The organism is Microbacterium sp. NPDC086615, from assembly GCF_040686055.1.
Classification (GTDB): Bacteria; Actinomycetota; Actinomycetes; order Actinomycetales; family Microbacteriaceae; genus Microbacterium.
Genome location: NZ_JBFBJJ010000026.1, coordinates 1 through 17469, shown reverse-complemented (window position 1 = coordinate 17469; position 17469 = coordinate 1). Strand labels below are relative to the sequence as shown.

Annotated in this window: 17 protein-coding genes; 5 read left to right on the top strand and 12 right to left on the bottom strand. The window is 69.1% G+C overall.

What is annotated here, in order from left to right; genetic code table 11:
- Window positions 1–56 precede the first annotated feature (56 nt).
- A complete protein-coding gene (locus AB0O24_RS17555) occupies window positions 57–329 on the top strand; it encodes a winged helix-turn-helix domain-containing protein (RefSeq protein WP_058597146.1) in 273 nt (90 codons plus the stop codon).
- Window positions 330–618: 289 nt separating this feature from the next.
- On the opposite strand, the gene AB0O24_RS17550 is transcribed toward AB0O24_RS17555, so the two are convergent.
- Both AB0O24_RS17550 and AB0O24_RS17545 read right to left on the bottom strand, forming a co-directional pair.
- Complete coding sequence (locus AB0O24_RS17550; RefSeq protein ID WP_363376687.1) at window positions 619–1677, bottom strand: hypothetical protein; 1059 nt, start codon at window positions 1675–1677, stop codon at window positions 619–621.
- A gap of 1 nt (window position 1678) precedes the next feature.
- Complete coding sequence (locus AB0O24_RS17545; RefSeq protein ID WP_363376685.1) at window positions 1679–2839, bottom strand: hypothetical protein; 1161 nt, start codon at window positions 2837–2839, stop codon at window positions 1679–1681.
- A 597-nt stretch (window positions 2840–3436) separates the two neighbouring features.
- Here AB0O24_RS17545 and AB0O24_RS17540 point away from each other — a divergent pair.
- Window positions 3437–3835 carry a metalloregulator ArsR/SmtB family transcription factor gene (locus AB0O24_RS17540; RefSeq protein WP_363376683.1) on the top strand — a complete coding sequence of 133 codons (399 nt, stop codon included), beginning with the start codon at window positions 3437–3439 and terminating at the stop codon, window positions 3833–3835.
- Window positions 3836–3854: 19 nt separating this feature from the next.
- The gene (locus AB0O24_RS17535; protein WP_363376681.1) at window positions 3855–4832 is read left to right on the top strand and encodes an SRPBCC family protein; all 978 of its coding nucleotides are present in this window, start codon (window positions 3855–3857) and stop codon (window positions 4830–4832) included.
- 135 nt (window positions 4833–4967) lie between these two features.
- Here the strand turns inward: AB0O24_RS17535 and AB0O24_RS17530 are convergent, their stop codons facing one another.
- The 3 genes from AB0O24_RS17530 to AB0O24_RS17520 form a co-directional block, all read right to left on the bottom strand.
- A complete protein-coding gene (locus AB0O24_RS17530) occupies window positions 4968–5402 on the bottom strand; it encodes a hypothetical protein (protein WP_363376680.1) in 435 nt (144 codons plus the stop codon).
- Between the two features lie 199 nt (window positions 5403–5601).
- Window positions 5602–6057 carry a Fe-S cluster assembly sulfur transfer protein SufU gene (sufU, locus tag AB0O24_RS17525; RefSeq protein WP_275798500.1) on the bottom strand — a complete coding sequence of 152 codons (456 nt, stop codon included), beginning with the start codon at window positions 6055–6057 and terminating at the stop codon, window positions 5602–5604.
- Window positions 6054–7361, bottom strand: coding sequence for a SufS family cysteine desulfurase (locus tag AB0O24_RS17520; RefSeq protein ID WP_363376678.1), 1308 nt, complete (start codon window positions 7359–7361; stop codon window positions 6054–6056). Before AB0O24_RS17520 ends, sufU begins: the two co-directional genes overlap by 4 nt.
- 395 nt (window positions 7362–7756) lie before the next feature.
- On the opposite strand from AB0O24_RS17520, the gene AB0O24_RS17515 reads away from it, so the two are divergent.
- On the top strand, window positions 7757–8233 hold the full coding sequence (locus tag AB0O24_RS17515; RefSeq protein ID WP_363376676.1) for a hypothetical protein: 477 nt from the start codon (window positions 7757–7759) through the stop codon (window positions 8231–8233).
- Between the two features lie 268 nt (window positions 8234–8501).
- On the opposite strand, the gene AB0O24_RS17510 is transcribed toward AB0O24_RS17515, so the two are convergent.
- From AB0O24_RS17510 to AB0O24_RS17480, 7 genes are all read right to left on the bottom strand, one after another.
- The gene (locus tag AB0O24_RS17510) at window positions 8502–9173 is read right to left on the bottom strand and encodes a response regulator (protein WP_275799345.1); all 672 of its coding nucleotides are present in this window, start codon (window positions 9171–9173) and stop codon (window positions 8502–8504) included.
- On the bottom strand, window positions 9170–11698 hold the full coding sequence (locus AB0O24_RS17505; protein ID WP_363376674.1) for a DUF4118 domain-containing protein: 2529 nt from the start codon (window positions 11696–11698) through the stop codon (window positions 9170–9172). Before AB0O24_RS17505 ends, AB0O24_RS17510 begins: the two co-directional genes overlap by 4 nt.
- Window positions 11699–11988: 290 nt before the next feature.
- Window positions 11989–12573 carry a potassium-transporting ATPase subunit KdpC gene (gene kdpC, locus AB0O24_RS17500; RefSeq protein ID WP_363376672.1) on the bottom strand — a complete coding sequence of 195 codons (585 nt, stop codon included), beginning with the start codon at window positions 12571–12573 and terminating at the stop codon, window positions 11989–11991.
- Window positions 12574–12584: 11 nt separating this feature from the next.
- Window positions 12585–14918, bottom strand: a complete 2334-nt coding sequence (gene kdpB / locus AB0O24_RS17495; protein ID WP_363376670.1) for a potassium-transporting ATPase subunit KdpB — start codon at window positions 14916–14918, stop codon at window positions 12585–12587.
- Window positions 14918–16585 (bottom strand): potassium-transporting ATPase subunit KdpA, encoded by a 1668-nt coding sequence (gene kdpA, locus AB0O24_RS17490; protein ID WP_363376668.1) that lies wholly within the window; start codon window positions 16583–16585, stop codon window positions 14918–14920. Before kdpA ends, kdpB begins: the two co-directional genes overlap by 1 nt.
- Before the next feature lies 1 nt (window position 16586).
- On the bottom strand, window positions 16587–16676 hold the full coding sequence (gene kdpF, locus AB0O24_RS17485) for a K(+)-transporting ATPase subunit F (RefSeq protein ID WP_074696280.1): 90 nt from the start codon (window positions 16674–16676) through the stop codon (window positions 16587–16589).
- The gene (locus AB0O24_RS17480) at window positions 16673–16813 is read right to left on the bottom strand and encodes a hypothetical protein (RefSeq protein ID WP_275797460.1); all 141 of its coding nucleotides are present in this window, start codon (window positions 16811–16813) and stop codon (window positions 16673–16675) included. Before AB0O24_RS17480 ends, kdpF begins: the two co-directional genes overlap by 4 nt.
- Before the next feature lie 269 nt (window positions 16814–17082).
- Between AB0O24_RS17480 and arfB the strand changes: the two genes are divergently transcribed.
- Window positions 17083–17451 carry an alternative ribosome rescue aminoacyl-tRNA hydrolase ArfB gene (gene arfB / locus AB0O24_RS17475; RefSeq protein WP_363376666.1) on the top strand — a complete coding sequence of 123 codons (369 nt, stop codon included), beginning with the start codon at window positions 17083–17085 and terminating at the stop codon, window positions 17449–17451.
- The last annotated feature ends 18 nt before the right edge of the window (window positions 17452–17469 follow it).

The window sequence follows — 17469 nt, the reverse complement described above, 5'->3', positions numbered from 1 at the left end:
AGGCAATAAATAACACGTTCTTGAGTTCCGGTAGCGCCGATCACTAGGCTGTGGAGATGAACACCTGGACGTTCCTGACGAACCACGCCCACGTGTTCATCTACGTCTCCCGCGACCCGGGTGCCCGCGTCCGCGAGATCGCGGATGCCGTGGGCATCACTGAGCGCACGGCGCACGGCATCCTGGCCGACCTCGTCGACGCCGGCTACCTCAAGCGCGAGAAGGAGGGCCGGCGCAATCGCTACGAGTGCGTCGAGGACCTTCCGCTCCGCCACCCCGTCGAGAGCGACCACCCCGTGGGGGCGCTGCTGCAGGCGCTGCGCGGCTGAGCTCCGCGCGTGCTCAAAGCCTCTGCCGCGGGTGCGATGCAGCGTGCGGCGCGGTGCGAGGTAGGCTCCTGTTGGGGTCGCATTGAGCTGACATTGAATGTCATGTCACGCTGCCACCTTCAGACCTGCTGTACTGACGTTGTTGTGACCTTTCTGAGGTATGACGCGTGTCCGAAGCTCATCGGCGAGCAATGGATTTCTTCCCGCGCATGGATCGGGAGCGGTCTGGTCCGGGAATTAAACGTCTTGTCGAGTCTGTCCGACCGGCCGAACCAGGGGTGCAACGCGTCTACGCCGCACGTTCTCGACCGTATGCGGTGTGGAAGACCTCGTGCGCGACGGATACCAGCGCGACGCACAGGCGGTTCCAATCGATCTCCGCGGAATCGACGGGGGCGAGTGCCGGCCGGTAGTGGACGATCCTGTTGCGGAGTTGGTAAATGGCTTTTCCTGCTGCCGAAGCCAGATTCGTGTCATCTTGCAACGTGACGTTCAGACAGGCGCAAACCTCGCGCAGGTCGTCCTCTTTTGCGAATGCGAGAACGACGTTCAGGCTGGAAGCCTCAAGCGGACGCCAGGACATTGCGTTCTCCAGGGCCTCAGCGATCTTGTGCCACTCGTGCTCGATTGAAAGGTCTTGTTTAAGCTTCGTAGCTTTTTCGTGCGCGTAAGTAGCTTCGACGCACCGGTACAGGCTCATGAAGAGGCTTCGCGGATCGAGGTCCAGAGTGGATCGACAGAGTTCCTTGTAAGGCAACAGATCTACATTCGCTTCCGCAAGGGCGGACAGGCACCCGGCAAGCTCGCTCTCGATCCACGAACCTCCGGTGCGGGACTCCTCCGAGCTAATGCTAAGGAAGATTGGCCAGATCAGTTCCTCAGTGATTGGTTCAGCACTGAGGAACACGCGAATCGATGGGAACAAGCTCATGATCTGCGTATTGTCGTGACCGCGATACTCAGGGTTAGAGTCGCGGCTGTTGGCGGCTACCACGTTGTACACCTCGGCGGCCGAGACGCTCGGCGCCACGGGAAGTTCAGTCAATAGGCAGACGTCGTAGCCCTGGATGTCCTCGAATAGCTCAAAGCCCGGGTCGTCAACCTCGTAGTCAAAACCAATGGTTGCAACGAAGTGTTGCTCGTTGACCTCAAGCCACGCGAGGTGGCGAAAACGTCCGAAGCTCATGGACGCACGCAGTAGCGCAACCTTTAGCACCTCGTCCGCCGCAGGGTTTGCGTGAACCCACCGCGCAGCGGAGGGGTCGGGGACCGGGTAGTCCCGTTGTGCGGCGAAGTCGGCGAGCCGCCCGAACAGGGTCTTGTTCGCCGCGATCATGTTCCGGGCCACGTCAGCTCGCTCGCCAGCACTGCTCCAAGTTTGCGACCGAGAAGTCTTCCTCGATCAGAACCTTGAATGCCTCGGTGAATACGCCACGCTCGTACCTGCCCACCTGGCCAACCCGTCTATCGAGAAGCTCCTGCAACACGTCGGTCTTCAGGAACGCGCCGAGGTCCTCGGCACGCATATCGTCCAGGCGAGAAATCAAGCTGGTGGCCGAGCGGTCCAACTCTTCCAAGCGAGCAACGCGCGCTGCCTGCGTGCGATCCGCTCCAGGGCGCCCGAGAATGGCGATGCCAAGCGCCACAATGAAGCCGACTCGTGCCGGCTGACGGTCGAAGATGAAGCGACCGCTTGGGATACCCTCGTCGCCTTCAAAGCGTGAGAATGTCTTGTCGAGCCGACTTAGCATGGACAGGACTCCGTAGAACTGATCCTGGAATCCTTCGTTCGCGAGGTTGTCAACAAAGTCCAAGCGGGAAAATTCGTCGGACAATGCCTCCTTCGTGTCCACGGCGGGTTTCCGCAACGAGAACGCGATGTACAGCTCCACTAGGGCATCGCTCGAGTACTGAGCGGGTCCTACGCGCCGGCCAGGCTGGTCGGGAGTGGGAATCTTGTCGATCTCCGGTACTTTCTCCTTGATCTCCGAAAGCAGAGGAGCGTATACGACGGAAAGTTGTCGACTGATTGTCCAGGGCACCTGACCCGTGTTTAGGATCAGCATGCGGTAGATCATGGCCCGAACGTTATTAGTTAGCCAAAACTCAACTCGCACGGTTCCGTCGCCTAGTTCGGGTCGGTCAGCGAAGGCCTCCTGAAGTGCGGCTGTGCGCTGCATGCCATCTATGATCGACAGGTTCGAGCGATCCTTCGGCAAGAATCGAAGGGGATCGCCGCCATTGTCGCGCGGCGGCAGATCCTCGAAGTCCGACACTGGCAGAACGGCTCCGATTACCACTGGCGGAAGGGTGGCTCCCTTTTTTAGATCCTCGACCATTCTGTCTCGGATCCGCTTTGCGGTTGTCGTCGCCATGACGCCACGTTGACCAGACAAACCGCCCTGAGCAGCATGGGCCTCGCTTGCGAGCTCAAGATAGTCGCGAACAGGCATCGTCGTCATGTAGGACCAGCAGGAGGTCCGCTTGTCGAACATCCAGTCGTTTGTCATGCCACTCCGATCGCCGCGGGCAAGCGCGAATGCGCGCCAGCACGATCCTATTGCTCGTGGCGCTGGCGGCATATCCGCACCAGTGTCGCCGCCGCCGCTGTGCCAATGCTCTCGTCGTGACGCTGTGAGGCGGCCAGGTCGACTCAATCTCCGAGAGCATCTTTGCAATGGAAGGAGAAGTCGTGTTCTTCCACACTTCTTCGCACGTCGAGCAGGCCGCGCGACCCGCCTGCAAAGAGCAGTATCAGATGGGTCCGCGGCCGTTCCATCTGTCCGCTGAACTCCGACGGCAGGACCTCGGCGCACTTCCTGGGATTCGCGCCACAAATGCGGCCCTATCGAGGCCAGGAGTTTCGGCCGGGCGTGGATCTGACGCGGAGGCCCTTCCATTTATGCCAGCGGGGGAAAGTTCTGCTGAGGCCCAACTGTTGGGAGCGCCCGCATCTTCTCTCGCAAGCGAAATCGGTGTGGGGCGTTGCGAGGCTGATGCGCCGTCACACAGGTCCGCGGCGACGCAAGCGCACAAGTGCAACGCGTACGCATTCCTGACAACTCCGTCGTTGCGCCCGTGTGCCATGCGGTCTATTTTGAAACCAAATGGTTAAACGACGACCCCTCGGCGACGCCGAGATCGACCGCGTCTTCCACGCGCTCGCCGACGCGACCCGTCGCGACATCGTGCGGCGCACGCTCGTCGCCGAGCAGTCGGTGTCGGAGCTCGCTGCGGGGTACGCCATGTCGTTCGCCGCCGTGTCGAAGCACATCTCCGTGCTGGCCGAGGCGCGGCTCATCACGAAGCGCGCGGAGGGAAGGGTGCGACTCGTGCGTGCCGATCCCGCCGCGCTCGCGCGGGCGCAAGAGCTGCTCCGCTCCTACGAAGATCTCTGGCGCGGCCGCATCGACCGGCTCGACGCCCTGTTGGCTGAACCCGCGCCCGCGAGGCCCGGCCGCGAAGACGCCGGGGACCCGGCATCCGTCCCTCCACCCACGAACTGAACCGACGAAGGAGTCCGTCATGCCCGTCACATCCGTCGAGAGCGACGCCGAAGCGCTCACCATGACCTTGATCGCCGACTTCCCCGTCGGCCCCGAGCGGTTGTGGGCCGTGTTCACCGACCCGCGGCAGCTCGAGCGCTTCTGGGGACCTCCCGGTTGGCCCGCCACCTTCGCCTCCTTCGACTTCGAACCGGGCGGCCGTGCCCGCTACTCGATGGCCAGTCCGACCGGTGAGATCGCCCGCGGCAGTTGGGAGTTCGTCGCCATCGACGCTCCGCGCGGCTTCGAGGTCGTGGATTCGTTCGTCGACGAGGACGGCGACCCGATCGACGGCATGCCCGCGATGCGCATGACCTTCGCGTTCGACGAGACCGAGAGGGGGTCCCGCCTGACGAACATCACGTACTTCGACTCGCTCGACGCACTCGAGCAGCTCACCGCGATGGGCGCCGTCGAGGGCGCCACGCTCGCCATGAACCAGCTCGACGCCGTGCTCGTGGGGCTCCGGGAGTTCGCGCAGGGAAAGGGCACGCGGCTCGAGATCCTCGACGATCAGCACGTGCGCATCACGCGGCTGATCGACGGCCCGCGCGAGCTCGTCTGGCGTGCGCACACCGACCCCGACCTCATGCGGCGATGGATGCTCGGGCCCGACGGCTGGCGCATGAGCGTCAGCGAGGTCGATGTCTCGGTCGGCGGCACGTACCGCATCGCCTGGGAACCCGAGGAGGGCACCGAGGGCGAGCCCTTCGGGTTCGACGGCGAGACGCTGCTCATCGACGAACCGCGCCGCATCGTGCAGACCGAGCACATGACCGGCACCGATTACCCCTCCACGACGAACGACCTGTCGTTCTACGAGGAGGACGGCGCGACCCTGGTCACGCTGCTCATCGAGTATCCGGATGCCGCCACCCGCGACGCCGTCCTCGCCACGGGCATGGTCGAGGGCATGGAGCAGAGCTTCGAGCGGATGGAGCGCGTGGTCCTCGGGTGATCTCCGGATGCCGCGGCCTCGGGGTCGCGGCCTCCGTTCGGCCGGGCACGCGGAATCGGACCGATGTAGCGGATTCGGATGCCGGGGCCGTGCTGCTCCGATTCTGTTGCTGCGATCCGATTCCGATGCCGCGCGTCAGGCCGCGGGCGCCGCCCGCCGCACGAGCTGACGGATCCGCTGCTCCACCTCGGGCGTCACCTCGACCACCGCGTACGACACCGGCCACATCGGCCCGTCGTCGAGCTGCGCGCTGTCGTCGAAGCTCACGGTTCCGTAGCGGGTTTTGAACTTCGAGGCCGGCTGGTAGAAGACCACGACCTTGCCGTCTTTGGCGTAGGCCGGGAAGCCGTAGAACGTCTTCGGGGTCAGGTGGGGTGCCTCTTCGAGCACGATCACGTGCAGGCGTTCGGCGACCGCGCGGTCGACTCCCTCGAGCTTCTCGATCGCCTCGAGGCAGGCCTCGTTCTCCTTCTGGATCTTCGCGAGTCCCTTCAGGCCCTTCATCGCCTGGAGCTCCTCGGCCCGCTGCTTCATCGCCGCGCGCTCTTCTGCGCTGAATCCGGTGCCCATGGCATCCGCCTCTCTCCGTCGTGGTCGCAGGATATCGCCGCCCCGGCGGCCCGACCATCCGGTGCGCGCCCCGTCGGCGTCCGCTCGCGGAATCACGCCGTGAGTGTCCAAAACACCCGGACGATTTTCTGAGACGTCCGGGTGTTTTGGACACTCAGTGGGCGTGGGTGTGGGCGGCGGACGTCCGGATGCCACAGCCTCAGGCCTGCCGCAGCCCTTCCTCGAGCGCGACCCAGGCGAGCATCGCGCACTTCACGCGGGCGGTGTACTTCGAGACGCCGGAGAGGGCTGCCGCGTCGGCGAACGTCTCCTCGTCGAGGGGGATCTTGCCGCGCGAGCGCAGCGCCTCGCGGAAACCGGCGATCAGTGCCTCGGCGTCGGCTCGCGGCATCCCCTCGTCTCCACCGTCTTCCTGCAGGAGCGCCACCAGCATGGATGCCGAGGCCTGCGAGATCGAGCAACCGGCGCCCTCCCACGTGACCGAGGCGACGCGGTCGCCCTCGACATCGACGCGCAGCGTGATCTCATCGCCGCAGACGGGGTTGCGCTGGTGCACGGTGGCGCTGTGCGCACCGGGCTCGACGAGGCCGAAGCCGCGGGGCTTCTTCGCATGGTCGAGGATCAGCTCCTGGTACAGCGACTCCAGTCCGCTCATGCGGAGGCTCCCGCCGTGCCCGCGCCGACGCGGGCCCCGGCGCCAGCGCTCGATGCGCCCGCGGGAGAGGCGACCCCGAAGAATCCGCGAACGCGCGAGACGGCGTCGAGGAAGGTGTCGATCTCGGCCTCGGTCGTGTGGATCGCGGCGCTGGCCCGCACGGTGGCGGTGATGCCGAAGCGCCGATGCAGCGGCTGGGCGCAGTGGTGACCGACCCGGGCAGCGACCCCGCGTGAGTCGAGGAACTGACTCACGTCGTGCGCGTGGACCCCGTCGACGACGAACGACTGCAGGGCGACGCGGTCGGCGGCATCCGTGTCTCCGAGCAGACGGATGCCGGGGATCGAGCGCAGCCCTTCGCGCATACGCTTCTCGAGCGCGGCCTCGTGTGCGCGCGCGGCGTCGAGGTCGTGCTCGCCGAGCCAGCGGATCGCGGCGGCCAGGCCCACGGCCTGGGACACCGGCTGCGTGCCGGCCTCGAAGCGCTGCGGCGGCGGGAGGTACTCGGCGCGGTCGAGCGTGACGGTCGTGATCATCGAGCCACCCGTGGTGAACGGGGGCAGCGACTCGAGCACCTCGTCGCGGCCCCACAGGGCGCCGATGCCATAGGGACCGTGGATCTTGTGCCCCGAGAACACGGCGAGGTCGACCCCGGATGCCGGGAGGTCGAGCGCGAGGTGCGGCGCCGACTGGCACGCGTCGAGCACCGTCAGCGCACCGACGCCGCGGGCGAGGGTGACGAGCTTCGCGACCGGGTTCACGATGCCGAGCACGTTCGAGACGTGCGGGAACGCGACGACTTTGGTGCGCTCGCCGATGAGGTCGGCCGCGGCGCGCATGTCGAGCGTGCCGTCGTCGAGGACGGGGATGTGCCGCAGGCGCGCTCCCGTGCGCGCGGCGAGCTCCTGCCAGGGGATGAGGTTCGCGTGATGCTCGGCCTCAGTGACGACGATCTCGTCGCCCTCGCGCAGACGCCCCGCGTAGCCGAGGGACCCGGCGACGAGGTTGAGGCCGGCGGTGGCGCCGCTCGTCCAGACGAGCTGCTCGGGCTCGGCGCCCACGAACTCGGCAACCGTCGAGCGGGCGTCTTCGAACAGCTCGGTCGCCTCGGCGGCGAGCGTGTGCGCCCCGCGGTGCACGGCGGAGTTGGCGCGCTCGAGGAAGTCGCGCTCGGCGTCGAGCACCGCGCGCGGTTTCTGGCTCGTCGCGCCGGAGTCGAGGTAGACGAGCGGATGTCCGTCGACCTCGGTCTCGAGGATCGGGAAGTCGGCGCGCACGGCGTCGACGTCGAAGGAGAGGGTCACCTCTCCAGGCTACGCGGCGCGGGGTGGGTGGCGGCGGGTGGGTGGGGGCTGGGCGTCCCACGGACGTGGCGGGCCGGCCCGGCCGATGTCGAGGGGCGGTTCGGACGGCGGGGGCGGGCGAAACTCCTGACAGAGCGGACGCCGTGCCCCCGCGGTCGCGGGTTCGGGCGCGGAGGGGGACTGAATCTCAGGAGTTTCGCTCGCTGGCGCGTGCCGCGCTCCGGAAAGAACTGCCCGATTGCCGCACAGAGCGGCCGAACCGGGAGCACCCGGGGCCGTTCTCCGGAGCGCGGCACGCGTCCGGCCGCAGGGATCCGTTCGGATCGCCGGGCGCGCCGTACGGAAGTCGTGAGAGTCCCGCACCCCGTCGGATGACCCGGCGTAGACCGGATGCCATGACCCTCACGGCCCTCCTCCCCACCCTCCGCTCCAGCATCCCGGCGCCCTTCGACGCCGGGGCCTGGCCCGCGGGTTCCGCGCCCACGCTCGACGACGTCACCGTCCGTGCGGTGTCGGTCGGGCGGTACGCCGACATCTGCGGCACGCCCTGCGTGTGCACGGGACCGGCGGTGATCCCGGCGTCGGGAGGCGTTGCATCCGCGAGTCTGTCGACAACCGTGGTGGTGGCGACGGTGACGGATGCCACGCCCGCGACGCTCCGCCTCGACGCGTGCGTCGCGGGGCTCGAGGTCGTCTGGCGCGAGGCGCGGTTGATCGGTCGTGTCTCGCACGCTTATGACGAGCCCTTCGCGGTGTTGGACGCTCACGGCTCGGCCGCGTGCGGAACGGTCGTGCTGCCCGGGGATGTGCACGTCGGCGACCGCGTCGCCTTCCCCTGTCCCGGATGCCACACCGTCGGCGAGGTCCGCTGATGCTGCTGCACTCGATCGTCTACGCCTGCCGCTGCGCGCGGGTGCAGGCGGAGTTCGAGGGGTGCTCCGCCGGCGACGAGGTCGAGGCCGAGCGGAACTCCTGAGTTTTCGCTCGGCCGAGTGGGCGGGCGCGACGCGGGGGCGTGCGAAACTCCGGAGTTTTCGCTCGGTTGAGGCCGGAACCGGGGTGTAAGACGGCCGACGGCTCGGTTTCTCCGGAGTTCGGCCCGGCGGGCGGATGGCCCCGGCCGCGGCCGAACCCGCCGCCTCACACCACCAGCCGATACCCCATCCCCTGTTCCGTCAGCAGGTGCGTCGGGTTCGACGGGTCGGCCTCGAGCTTCTTGCGCAGCTGCGACATGTACAGCCGCAGATAGCCGCTGTCGGCGACCTGCTCGCTCGCCCAGATCTCCTTGAGCAGCGTCTGTCGCGTCACGAGCGACCCGGGGTTGCGGGCGAGGAACTCCAGCATCCGCCACTCCGTCGGGGTGAGGTGCACGCGGGTGCCGTCGCGCAGCACCGCCTTGGCAGCCAGATCCACCTCGACGTCTCCGAAGCGCACCACCGCGTCTCCCGAGGCGGGAACAGATCGCCGCGCGTGCACGCGCAGCCGCGCGAGCAGCTCGTCGATCTGGAACGGCTTCGTGACGTAGTCGTCCGCCCCGGCGTCGAGCGCATCCACCTTGTCGGCCGAGCCCGTGCGTCCCGACACGACGATGATGGGCACGCTCGTCCACCCGCGCAGCGCCTGGATCACCTGCACGCCGTCGAGGTGTGGCATCCCGAGATCCAGCAGGACGATGTCGGGGTGCGCCTGGGCGGCGAGGGTGATCGCCGCGGCGCCGTCGGCCGCGGCCACGACGTCGTACCCGTGCGCGCCGAGGGTGATGCGCAGCGCGCGGACGAGCTGCGGGTCGTCGTCGGCGATCAGAATCTTCACGGTGCGTCCTCTCGGATCCCGGATGCCACGGCCTCGGCATCGCGCTCGGCGATCGGCAGCGTCACCACCATCGTCAGTCCGCCGCCCGGGGTGTCCTCGGGGACCAGCGTGCCCCCCATACCCTCGGCGAAGCCGCGCGAGAGCGCGAGTCCGAGCCCGAGGCCGGCGGTGTTGTCGGTGTCGCCGAGCCGTTGGAACGGCGAGAACATGTCGGTCCGACGCTCCGCGGCGATGCCGGGGCCGTGGTCGATCACGCGGATCTCGGCGATCCCGCCGAGCCGGCTCGTCGCGATGCGCACGCGCACGCCCTCCGGCGTGTACCGCTGCGCGTTCGCGAGCACGTTGACCAGCACGCGCTGCAGCAGCACCGCGTCGGCGCGGAGCGCGGGCAGTTCGGGATCGAGGGCGAGCTCCACCTCGTCGGGGCCGAGATCGAGCTCGTCGAGGGCGGCGATCACGACATCGGCCGCGTCGACGGGCGCGAGAGAGATCGCGAGCACTCCCGCCTGCACGCGGCTGACGTCGAGCAGGTCGGTCACGAGCACCGAGAGCGTGGCGAGGCTCTCGTCCGCGGTCTCGATGAGTTCGCGCCGGTCGTCGTCGGAGAGATGGTCGCCCGCGGCGCGCAGACCCCCGAGGGCGGCGACGGCGGATGCCAGGGGCCGGCGCAGATCGTGGCTCACGGCCGAGAGGAGGGCGCTGCGGACCTGGTCGGTCTCGGCGAGTGCCCCCGCCTCGGCGGCGGTCTCGGCGAGGTCGGCGCGTTCGAGGGCGGCGGCGAGCTGAGCGACGACGACGTCGAGGAGGCGGCGGCTGCCGGCATCCAGATCTCCGCCGTGCAGTTCGAGGGTGGCGCGTCCGTCGCCGACCGGGATCGCCGTGCGCCGCCCGTCGCGGACCGGCTCGCCGTCGGTCGCGAGCACGCGTCCGTCGGCGGCGATGAGCCGCACGCCGGCGAGGCCGAACGCCTCGCGGGCGCGACTGACCAGCGCGGGGACGGCGACCTCGCCGCGGAGCACGCTGCCGGCGACCGTCGCGAGCAGTTCGGCCTCCGCCGAGGCACGGCGCGCGGCACGGGCGCGGCGGGCGGCCTGGTCGACGACGACGCTCACCAGCATCGCGATCACGACGTAGAGGACGAGGGCGATCGCGTGAACCGGGTCGCTGATCGTCACCGTGTAGAGGGGCGAGATGAAGAGGAAGTCGAGGGTGAGCCCCGACAGGACGGCCGCGAAGACCGCCGGCCAGATGCCGCCGATCAGCGCGACGATCACGACGAGCAGCTGGTAGCTGAGCACGTCGGTCGTGATCGAGTCGTCGGAGCCGGTCGCGAGCAGGAGCAGCGAGATGATCGGGCCGCCGAGCAGGGCGGTGACGAAGCCGAGGACGCGCCGCTTCCTGCTCAGCGCGGGGCCCGTCAGACGCGGCAGCGCGAACCGGCCGCCCGCGCGGGCGTGGTTCACGATGTGCACGTCGATGTCGCCCGACTCGCGGATGACGGTGTTACCGATGCCGGGGCCGGTGAGGGCTGCACCGAGGCGTCCTCGTCGGCTCACGCCGATGACGAGCTGCGACGCGTTCACCGAGCGGGCGAAGTCGACGAGAGTGGTGGCCACGTCGTCGCCCACGACCTGGTGATACGTGCCCCCGAGCTGTTCGACGAGGGCGCGTTGCGTCTCGAGAGCCCCCGGGTTGCTCGTTCGCAGACCGTCCTGCGTCGACACGTGGACGGCGAGCAGCTCGCCACCGGCCGAGCGCGCGGCGATGCGCGCCCCGCGGCGGAGCAGCGTCTCTCCCTCGGAGCCGCCGGTCAGCGCGACGACGACGCGCTCGCGCGCCTGCCACGCCCCCTCGATGCCGTGCTCGGTGCGGTAGCGCTGGAGCGCGGAGTCGACCTCGTCGGCGAGCCACAGCAGCGCGAGCTCGCGCAGGGCCGTGAGGTTGCCGAGGCGGAAGTAGTTCGACAGGGCCGCGTCGATGCGTTCGGCGGGGTAGACGAACCCGGCCGACAGGCGATCGCGCAGAGACTGCGGCGCGAGGTCGACGACCTCGATCTGGTCGGCCGCGCGGACGACGGCATCCGGAACCGTCTCGCGCTGCGTCACGCCGGTGATCTTCTCGACGACGTCGTTCAGCGACGCGATGTGCTGCACGTTGACGGTCGTGATGACGTCGATCCCCGCGTCGAGGATCTCTTCGACGTCGGTCCAGCGCTTGTCGTTGGCGGAGCCGGGAGCGTTGGTGTGCGCGAGCTCGTCCACAAGGGCGAGATCCGGATGCCGCGCGATCACCGCCGCGAGATCCATCTCGTCGAGCGCGACTCCGCGGTGAGCGACCGTTCGACGCGGAACGACCTCGAGGCCGTCGGCTTGCGCGGCGGTGGCGGCTCGACCGTGGGTCTCGACGACCGCGATGACGACGTCGCGTCCCTCGGCGGCGAGCCGTCGCCCCTCTTCGAGCATCTCGTACGTCTTGCCGACGCCCGGGGCCATGCCGAGCAGGACGCGCAGCTTGCCGCGCTTCACGGCCGCGCTCCCGCGCCCCGGGTCCCTGAGGTTGTCGAAGGGGCCGGTCGTGGGGGCGTTCCGGGGGCTTCGACAGGCTCAGTCACCTCCGGTGCTCGAGAGGTCCCTGAGCTTGTCGAAGGGGCCGGGGCTGATGCGGTTCCGGGGGCTTCGACAGGCTCAGCCACCTCCGGTGCTCGAGAGGTCCCTGAGCTTGTCGAAGGGACCGGGACGCCCGCGCGGCCCCGCCGCCGCGCGAGGGGCGCGGCGGCGAAGGACGCGACGGAGGTCATGTCAGCGATTCTCGTCGCTCACCGGGCGTCGAGCGCGCGATTGAGCTCGAACACATTCACGCGCGGGTCACCGAGGTACCCGAGATCGCGCGGCAGCGTGTGCTGCGCCACCAGCGCCTCGACCTCCGACGACGGGATGCCGCGAGCCTCCGCCACGCGCGCGACCTGACGCTCGGCGTTCTCGACCGAGATGTCGGGATCGAGCCCCGAGCCCGAGGCTGTGACGGCGTCGGCGGGGACCGACCCCGCACCGTTGAGGTCCCGGAAGTCCGACTGCCTCTGCTGGATCGAGGCGATGAGGTCGGGGTTCTCGGGGCCGAGGTTCGAGCCGGTCGAGGCGGCGCCGTCGTACGAGGCGGCGGAGGGACGCGACTGGAAGTACTGCGGCAGCGCCTGGCCGTCGGCATCCTGGAACGACTGCCCGATGAGGGTCGAGCCGACCACGGCGCCGTCGGCCGAGCGGACGAGCGAGCCGTTCGCCTGGAACGGGAGCGCGACCTGGCCGATCGCGGTGATGAGCAGCATGTAGCCGATGCCGAGTACGGCGGTGAAGACGAGCATCGCGCGGACGGCGACGCCGGCGGTACGCAGGGTGGTGCGCATGACGGGGCCTTTCAGAAGCCGGGGAGCAGGCTCACGACGAGGTCGATGAGCTTGATGCCGATGAAGGGGACGATGACGCCGCCGAGCCCGTACACGAGCAGGTTGCGGCTGAGGATGCTCGACGCGCTCGCCGCGCGGTATTTCACTCCGCGCAGGGCGAGGGGGATGAGCACGATGATGACGATCGCGTTGAAGACGATCGCGCTGAGCACCGCGGATGCCGGAGACGACAACTGCATGATGTTCAGCACCGCGAGGCCCGGGAACACCCCCATGAACATCGCCGGGATGATCGCGAAGTACTTCGCGATGTCGTTCGCGAGCGAGAACGTCGTGAGGGCTCCGCGGGTGATGAGCAGCTGCTTGCCGATCCGCACGATGTCGATGAGCTTCGTCGGGTCGCTGTCGAGGTCGACCATATTGCCGGCCTCCTTCGCGGCCGAGGTGCCCGTGTTCATCGCCACGCCCACGTCGGCCTGCGCCAGGGCGGGGGCGTCGTTCGTGCCATCGCCGGTCATGGCGACGAGGTTGCCGCCCTCCTGCTCGCGCTGGATGAGGGCGAGCTTGTCTTCGGGCGTGGCCTCGGCGAGGTAATCGTCGACGCCGGCCTCGGCGGCGATCGCCTTGGCGGTGAGCGGGTTGTCGCCCGTGATCATCACGGTGCGGATCCCCATGGCCCGCAGCTCCCCGAAGCGCTCCCGCAGGCCGTCCTTGACGACGTCCTTGAGGTGGATGACGCCGAGCACGCGGCCGGTGCCGCCCGAAGCGGAGGTGGCTGAGCCTGTCGAAGTCACCGGGGGTTGCGTGGGTCCGGTCCCTTCGACAGGCTCAGGGACCTCGGTCGCGTGCTCAGCGGCCTCGGTCGCGGCGGCAGCGACCCGGGCGGCGACCGAGGTGGCTGAGCTCGTCGAAGCCACCGGGCCCCTCTCGGGAGTCCACGTCGCCACCACCAGAGGCGTGCCGCCCGACTGCGAGATGGCATCCGTCTCGCTCTGGAGCTGCACGCGCGGCGCCTCGGGAACGGGGGATCCGGATGCCGCGAGCCAGGCCACCACGGCGGATGCGGCGCCCTTGCGCACCTGCGTGCCGTCGGCCAGGTCGAGGCCGCTCATGCGGGTCTGGGCCGTGAACGGCACGGGCTCGGCCCCTCGGGGCATCTCGGCGACGATGCCCTGCGCGGCGGCGAGCTCGACGACCGAGACGCCCTCGGGGGTCGGGTCGGCCTGCGACGAGAGCGAGGCGTACTCGGCGAGCAGCGGCCCGCCGACGCCGTCGAGCGGCACGAAGGCCGACGCGCGCCGGTTTCCGTACGTGATCGTTCCGGTCTTGTCGAGCAGCAGCGTCGTGACGTCTCCGGCGGCCTCGACCGCGCGGCCCGACATGGCCAGCACGTTGCGCTGCACGAGACGGTCCATGCCCGCGATGCCGATCGCGCTCAGCAGCGCGCCGATCGTCGTGGGGATGAGGCACACGAGCAGCGCCACGAGCACGGGGATCGACACCGGCGACGCGGCGTACGACGCGATCGGGTTCAGCACGAGCACCACGACGACGAACACGATCGACAGGCTCGCGAGCAGGATGTTCAGCGCGATCTCGTTCGGCGTGCGCTGGCGCGAGGCGCCCTCGACGAGCGCGATCATGCGGTCGACGAAGGTCTCGCCGGGCTTCGAGGTGATTCTCACGACGATCCGGTCGCTCAGCACGCGGGTGCCGCCGGTCACCGCGCTGCGATCACCGCCCGACTCGCGCACGACCGGGGCGGACTCTCCGGTGATCGCCGATTCGTCGACGGTCGCGATGCCGTTGACGATGTCGCCGTCGCCGGGGATGAGCTCTCCGGTCTCGACGAGCACGATGTCGCCGACGCGGAGGTCGCCCGAGGGGACGTCCTCGGTGGCGGCCCCGGATGCCGCGGGGTCGGCTTTCCCGTCGTACGAGACGACGCGGCGGGCCGAGGTGGTCGTGCGCGTCTTGCGCAGCGTCGCCGCCTGCGCCTTGCCGCGTCCCTCGGCGACCGACTCCGCGATGTTCGCGAAGAACACCGTGAGCCACAGCCACACGGCGATGCCCCACGTGAAGCCGAACGGAAGGCCCGTGTCGGCGCCGCCCAGGAACGGCTCGGCAAGAGCGATCAGGGTGGTCAGCGCCGCCCCCACCCACACGAGGAACATCACGGGGTTCCGCCACTGCGCGGCGGGGTTGAGCTTCTTCGCGGCGCCCGGGAGGGCGGCGACGATCTGCGCGGCGCTGAACGCGCGGCGCGGGGCATTGGCCGGGGCGCCGGACCCTTCGACAGGCTCAGGGGCCGGCTGCGACGCAGGGGAGGAGGTCAACGTGGACATCAGCGGACAAGTCCTTCGGCGAGGGGCCCCAGGGTGAGGACCGGGAAGTAGGTGAGGGCGGTGACGATCACCGCGACGCCGGCGAGGAGGCCCGCGAACTGCGGGCGGTGCGTCGGCAGGGTTCCGGCCGTGGCGGGCACGGCATCCTGAGCCGCCAGCGCTCCGGCCAGGGCCAGCACGAAGACGATCGGTAGGAAGCGCCCGAGCAGCATCGCCACCGCGAGGGCGGTGTTGAACCACGGCGTGTTGGCGGTGAGCCCCGCGAACGCGGACCCGTTGTTGTTCGCCGCCGAGGTGAAGGCGTAGAGCACCTCACTGAACCCGTGCACGCCCGGGTTGAGGATCGAGGTGTTCTCGACGTCCTCGCGAATGCCCGGCAGGGCGAAGCTCAGCGCCGTCCCGGCGAGCACGAGCGTCGGCGTGACGAGGATGTACAGGCTCGCGAGCTTGATCTCGCGCGGCCCGATCTTCTTGCCGAGGTACTCGGGCGTGCGGCCGATCAGCAGACCGCCGACGAACACCGCGATCACGGCGAGGATCAGCATCCCGTACAGCCCCGATCCGACGCCGCCGGGCGCGATCTCGCCGAGCATCATGTTGATCATCGGCATCATGCCGCCGAGTGCCGTGTAGCTGTCGTGCATCGAGTTGACCGCACCCGTCGAGGTGAGCGTGCTGGTCGTGCCGAACAGCGTCGACCCGAAGATGCCGAACCGCACCTCCTTGCCCTCCATCGCGCCGCCCGCGAGGGTCGGTGCCGTGCCCGCGGCGGCGAGCTCCGCCCAGGTGAGGAGAGCGGTGGATGCCACGAAGATCGCGGCCATGACGCCCAGGATCGTGTAGCCCTGACGGTCGTCGCCGACGATGCGACCGAACGCGCGGGGGAGCGAGAATGGGATCACCAGCATGAGGAAGATCTCGAGAAGGTTCGTCCACGGCGCCGGGTTCTCGAACGGGTGCGCCGAGTTGGCGTTGAAGATGCCGCCGCCGTTGGTGCCGAGCAGCTTGATGGCCTCCTGGGATGCCACCGGCCCGCCCGGGATCGACTGGGCCGCGCCCGTGAGGGTCGTGGCATCCGTGAATCCGTTGAGGTTCTGGATGACGCCGCCGGCGAGCAGGACGACCGCCGCGATGATCGAGAAGGGCAGCAGCAGGCGGTAGGTGCCGCGTACGAGGTCGACCCAGAAGTTGCCGATCACGCCGCTGCGGCGATACGCGAAGCCGCGCACGAGCGCGACCGCGACCGCGATGCCGACGGCGGCCGACACGAAGTTCTGCACAGTCAGGGCCGCGAACTGGACGGTGTAGCCGAGGGTCGACTCTCCGCCGTACGACTGCCAGTTGGTGTTGGTGACGAACGAGACGGCCGTGTTGAACGACAGCGCCTCGCCCGGGGCGTCGAGGCCCAGAGAGAACGGCAGGACGGCCTGCAGGCGCAGGAGCGCGTAGACGAACACGACGCCGACGAACGAGAACAGCAGAACCGAGCGCAGGTAGGCCTGCCAGGTCTGGGCGCTCTTCGGGTCGACGCCGATCAGGCGGTAGGTGCCGCGCTCGATCGCGAGGTCGCGCTGGCCGGTGTAGATGCGGGCGATGTAGTCGCCGAGCGGGCGGTAGGCCAGGCCGAGGGCGACGAGGAGCGTGAGGCTGGTGAGGAGAATTGACATGTCAGAACTTCTCCGGCCGGACGAGCGCGACCACGAGGTAGACCACGGCGGCGACGGCGAGCACGGCGGCCAAGATCGAGAAGAAGATCACGACCGGTCCCCTCCGCGTCCTGCGGGGCGGGTGGACGAGGGGCGGACCTCGGGGCCCAGCTTCTCGACCCCCTTGGCGACGAGGGCGACGAGCGCGAACAGCGCGACGGTCGCGACGAGGAAGACGGCATCGAGCACGACGACTCCAGGTTCGGGGGTGTCCGCGGCGGACCGCGGGCGCCGCGGGGCGGCACGTCTGTCGATCCAACGCGCCGGGGGCCCGGCATCCGGGCGTCCTAACGGTTTCCCTACGGGTCGGTGACCGACGCATACGGCGTGCTTACGCGGGCGATGCCGGTGCCGGGCTCCGGAGCTGAGCCCGATCTTCTGCGGGAGGCCGCCGCGGGGCGGCCGGTGGGGCGGATTTCTCCGGAGCGCGGCACATCTCGTTGACGCAAGATGGAGGCATGAGCGCCTCCGACGATTCCGGCATCCGGGTCACGGGTTCGCTCGTGATCCCCGCGTCCGAGCTGTCGTGGCGGTTCTCGCGATCGTCCGGCCCGGGCGGGCAGGGCGTGAACACCACCGATTCGCGGGTGGAACTGATGTGGGATGCCAGGGCCTCGACGGTGCTGTCACCGGTCCAGCGCGAGCGACTCATCGAGCGCCTCGGGAACCGGCTCGTCGACGGGGTGCTGACGATCGCCGCGTCAGAGCACCGCCATCAGCTGCGTAACCGCGACGCCGCGCGCGAGCGCCTCGCCGCGCCCAGGAAAACCGGGAGGTACCCCCGTTTTGCGCCGCATAGCCTCCTGCCGCCGCGACAGCACCAATAGCCGCTCCAGCAACGATCC